At 34.2% G+C, this 4,132-nt stretch carries 5 protein-coding genes and 1 tRNA gene; 2 read left to right on the forward strand and 4 right to left on the reverse strand.

The features are described from left to right. The 4 genes from BN338_RS09000 to BN338_RS09015 all read right to left on the reverse strand — a co-directional run. Nucleotides 1–234, reverse strand: a 234-nt coding sequence (locus BN338_RS09000) for a biotin transporter BioY (RefSeq protein WP_039761254.1), incomplete at its 3' end; no start/stop codon positions are given. Nucleotides 235–249: 15 nt separating this feature from the next. Continuing rightward, nucleotides 250–888 carry an energy-coupling factor transporter transmembrane component T family protein gene (locus tag BN338_RS09005; protein ID WP_039761256.1) on the reverse strand — a complete coding sequence of 213 codons (639 nt, stop codon included), beginning with the start codon at nt 886–888 and terminating at the stop codon, nt 250–252. Next, complete coding sequence (locus BN338_RS09010; protein ID WP_039761259.1) at nt 885–1,565, reverse strand: energy-coupling factor ABC transporter ATP-binding protein; 681 nt, start codon at nt 1,563–1,565, stop codon at nt 885–887. The genes BN338_RS09005 and BN338_RS09010 overlap by 4 nt, the downstream gene beginning before the upstream one ends. Nucleotides 1,566–1,605: 40 nt before the next feature. Then, on the reverse strand, nt 1,606–3,033 hold the full coding sequence (locus BN338_RS09015; protein ID WP_039761274.1) for an amino acid permease: 1,428 nt from the start codon (nt 3,031–3,033) through the stop codon (nt 1,606–1,608). Between the two features lie 164 nt (nt 3,034–3,197). Here BN338_RS09015 and BN338_RS13300 point away from each other — a divergent pair, with 164 nt between their 5' ends. Together BN338_RS13300 and BN338_RS09020 are read left to right on the forward strand one after the other, a co-directional pair. Next, on the forward strand, nt 3,198–3,524 hold the full coding sequence (locus BN338_RS13300; RefSeq protein ID WP_083868467.1) for a hypothetical protein: 327 nt from the start codon (nt 3,198–3,200) through the stop codon (nt 3,522–3,524). A gap of 517 nt (nt 3,525–4,041) precedes the next feature. Further along, a tRNA-Thr gene (locus BN338_RS09020) sits at nt 4,042–4,114 on the forward strand. Nucleotides 4,115–4,132 lie beyond the last annotated feature (18 nt).

Below are 4,132 nucleotides of genomic sequence, written 5' to 3' on the forward strand. Positions count from 1 at the left end.
CCCACCACGACCTCCTGGTAATAGAGGCAATCCAATCGCAACAAGTATAAGAAAAAGGAGCGATGCGAGAGCCCCCCTTTTTGCCCCAAGTATAGACCCTGCTAACATTGGTCCCATCGACTGAGCTGTAATAGGGACTCCTAGAAGAAAAGGAAGATAAACAGGAGGGAAAAGACTTAAAACAGCATAAATAGCAGAAAATAAAGCTATATAGACTAAATCTTTTGTATTCATTTGATTCTCCTTTTATTATAAGAAATTTGGATTATTATGAGATGCTGTATCAATAGTATCAGCATCATAAGAACGCGCTTCCAATGCTTCAGCCACTTCTGACGCCATTCTGATGGTCCGTATAATTAAAGGTATTGCAAGAGCGACAATGTTAGTATTAAGTCCCCGTGCTTGCTGTGCTTCATGGACTTCATTAAACTTTTCACTTAAAAGAGGAATAAACCTGATTGCCATAGAGATAACCATACTCACTTTTGGTGGATTTATACCAAAACAACGAAAAGGCTGAAGCCCTACTTCAATTGCTTCCACCATATCTGAAACTTTTGTTGTGAATGAAATAAGTGATGATAAAGAAAAAAGGACAACAAGACGTAATATAACCTCAACTCCTGTAAGCCAACCACTAAAAGTAGTTTGAAATAAAAATAGAAGAACTAAAAGCAATCCCATCGATTTAAACTGCTTTATCACAGTGCTAAAAGGAACCTTGGCAACTCTATAGAATAAGATAACAGATAATAAAAAGAGTCCAAGAAGTGGTATAGATGAAACCATTATTATAAAAGTTCCACATACTGTAAGAAATAATAACTTAACGCCAGGACTTAACCTATGAATAAATGTATCCCTTGGAATATATAAACCGATCATGACATTCTTCTTATATACTCCTTGATAGCAACAAAAGGTACATCATCAATTACTATCTCCCCCTTATCAAAAACCAGTACTCTATCAAACTTTTTCAAAAACTCCAAATCATGCGATACAACTATTGCCGTTTGTGGTAATTCTTCTATCACTTGCGTAACGCGATGCTTATTTCGTAAATCAAGTAATGTCGTCGGTTCATCAAAAATAATGTAATCTGGTTTCATGGCAACTACACTGGAAATAGCGACGAGTTGTTTTTGCCCACCACTTAATAAATGAACAGCGTGATTTCTGAAATCTTGAAGTTCATAGCGCTGTAAAATTTCATCTACACGTTCCTTAATTTCATCTTTACTAAGCTTCAAATTTTTAAGGCCAAAGGATAAATCTTCTTCAACTAATGGTAAAACAATTTGGTTGTCAGGATTTTGAAAAACAAATCCTACTTTACGCTTTACCGCCTTTGCATCGCGTTTTGTATCAAGCCCATCAACGCTTACAAAACCATGAGATGGTAATTGGAGCCCATTGATAAGACGAACAAATGTACTTTTTCCAGAACCATTTGCACCAATAACAGCAATCCGTCTTTCAGTAAGTTGTACAGTAATATTCTTTAAAACACACAACTCACCAAAGATTTGTGTCACCTTATCAAATTTTATAAGCCCCAAGATTTATTCCAATCAGTCCCTTTGATTAGCTCTTCTTTCGCTATCGTTTCAGTTTATAACCTAAAAGTAAAAACAAGCACCATAGAGGAATAATAATGACTGCCAAACTCATATCAGGCATCTGCACTGGAATATATGACCTAAGAAAAGATGCCTTTATTCCTATAATCTCAAACAGTTGAGCTATGAATCCATTTTGTCCAAAACCACTTATAAACATTATACAAAATAATAAAGCAAGAAAGCATAAGCAAAAATAGTTAGCGTAAGGATATAAACCAAAAGCATAAATAAACTGCTCTTTTTTGTCCTTATGGGCCTTTCGAAACTTCAAATGAACAATAACAATCATGCCCCAAGTAATAACCGCTGCTGCTGTAGCAAGAGCCATAATTCGCATAAAACTATTATTGGGAATAAGAGCATTAACGATGATAATAATCGCAGTACAGATTGATGAAAATAGGATAGCAACATAAGGAACGCGTGCAGAATTAAGTTTACTAAAAATATGGGGTGCATTTTTTTGTATAGCTAAACCGTAAAGCATACGGCCATTAGAATAAATACCACTATTATAAACTGAAATAGCAGCCATAATAACCACAAAATTCAAAATATGACCCGCAGCTGAAATTCCTATCGTCTCAAAAATTGTTACAAAAGGACTCCCGTTTTTCTCAATTATATTCCACGGATTGAGCATCATAATAACACTAATAGAACCAACATAAAAAATTACAATTCTCCACATAACCTTACGAATAGCTGTGGGAATTGTTTTTGTTGGATTTGATACTTCTCCAGCAGCAATACCAATCAGCTCTGTTCCCCCAAAAGAAAACATAACCACACATGTAGCTAAAATAACTCCCTCTATCCCATAAGGGAAAAAACCACCATATTCCCAAAGACGATGAATGCCTACTTGATATCCACCTATTCTAGTGACAATAAGAAAAATTCCAAAAATAATCATACCAACAACGGCTGCAACTTTAATCAAAGCCAAACCAAATTCAAATTCACCGTAAAAACCGACATTCAACAAATTGATCAATGTCACACACACAAGAACAACAAAAGACGACTTCCAATGATCAATCAAAATCCAATGATCTAAATAAAATCCGATCACTGTAAGTTCGGTCATACTGACGAGAATATAAAGAAACCAATAATTCCAACCTGTTATAAAACCTGCTAAACTTCCCCAATATTTATAAGCAAAAAAACTAAAAGCACCCGATGTAGGTTCCTCTACTGACATTTCACCCAGCATTCGCATGATGAAATAAATAATAAGTCCCCCGAAAAGATAAGCGAGAATAGTCGAAGGACCCGCCAATTTTATAGATTCTGTTGAACCATAAAAAAGACCCGTTCCAATAACGCCTCCTAAAGCAATCATTTGAATATGACGATTTTGAAGATTACGTTTTAACTCATTGTTCTTTTTGTTAAACATCATGCCTCGTTACTTTTGTTGAGTCTAACCTCAACTTTTATCGAAAAAATTACGCACCTTTTTCAAAAAGCACAACACAAACGTAAATTTATTTTTTGTAATAATGCAACTCTTTATTTTTCTACGCATTATACGTATGTCTTGTTAAAATTTTAAGAAAAAATATGCTCCACCTTTTATTTAAATTAATGACCTTCATTTTCGTTACACTAGCAATTATAGCATTGGTCATTGACAACGCACACTCTGTAATCACATCACATTGGACAACAACCCCCCTTAATAAAATTTTAGCAAACCTTCTGCAAACAGATATCTATAGTCTTAATCAATCTCTATGCAAAATAACGCCTGATTTTCTGTCCTCAATTTGCATTACTCTCACTTATTTACCAGCATGGTCTATCTTTGGTGCTTTAGCAATAGTATTTTGTATCTTAACTTACAAAAAACCAAAGCCTTTTCAAAAAAATATCATATACGTAAAATGAAGAATAAAATTAAGCTTGAAAAAGATTTCCAGAACTCACTGTACTATAACACAACTAATATAGCTTAGAGTACCTCACCCTATCAAAACAACTGAAAGTTACTTGATCATAAGAACGGATTACAACACTTTATATAAATATATACCCTCACTTACTGATTTTTATAGATAATGATAACATCACTCCATTTGCATCAATTCAAAGAAATTAGCGAATAAATTTAATCCGCGCCGATAAGAAAACTCTATACAGAAAAAATTGAAATCCATTGAAGGCTCTCTACCTTTCTATGGCTGCTGTCTTACACTCTAAAAAATTTCCTTAGTTTTAGTATTAGAAATCACATATAAAAAATTTTTCCAATATCAGCACTCCTTATAAGATTGATACTTCTTGAAATTAATGAGGAATCTTATAAAAATTGTTCTTCATGTCTAAAAAATGCATACTTGCTTTTATACATACTTTTAGCTATTACCCTCGGATTGGTTTTTGTTTCATTGACTTAAAAATCTATGCCGCATTAGCTCAGTTGGTAGAGCACATCATTCGTAATGATGGGGTCGCTGGTTCAAATCCGGCATGCGGCACCGCTTTCTTTTGTTTAG

Origin of the sequence: Bartonella queenslandensis AUST/NH15 (assembly GCF_000312585.1) — a bacterium.
Classification (GTDB): Bacteria; Pseudomonadota; Alphaproteobacteria; order Rhizobiales; family Rhizobiaceae; genus Bartonella; species Bartonella queenslandensis_A.

Bases quoted from the DNA above. Each gene is read 5' to 3' on its own strand.
- BN338_RS09005 (WP_039761256.1), bottom strand. From the start codon at position 888: ATGATCGGTTTATATATTCCAAGGGATACATTTATTCATAGGTTAAGT.
- BN338_RS09015 (WP_039761274.1), bottom strand. From the start codon at position 3,033: ATGTTTAACAAAAAGAACAATGAGTTAAAACGTAATCTTCAAAATCGT.
- BN338_RS13300 (WP_083868467.1), top strand. From the start codon at position 3,198: ATGCTCCACCTTTTATTTAAATTAATGACCTTCATTTTCGTTACACTA.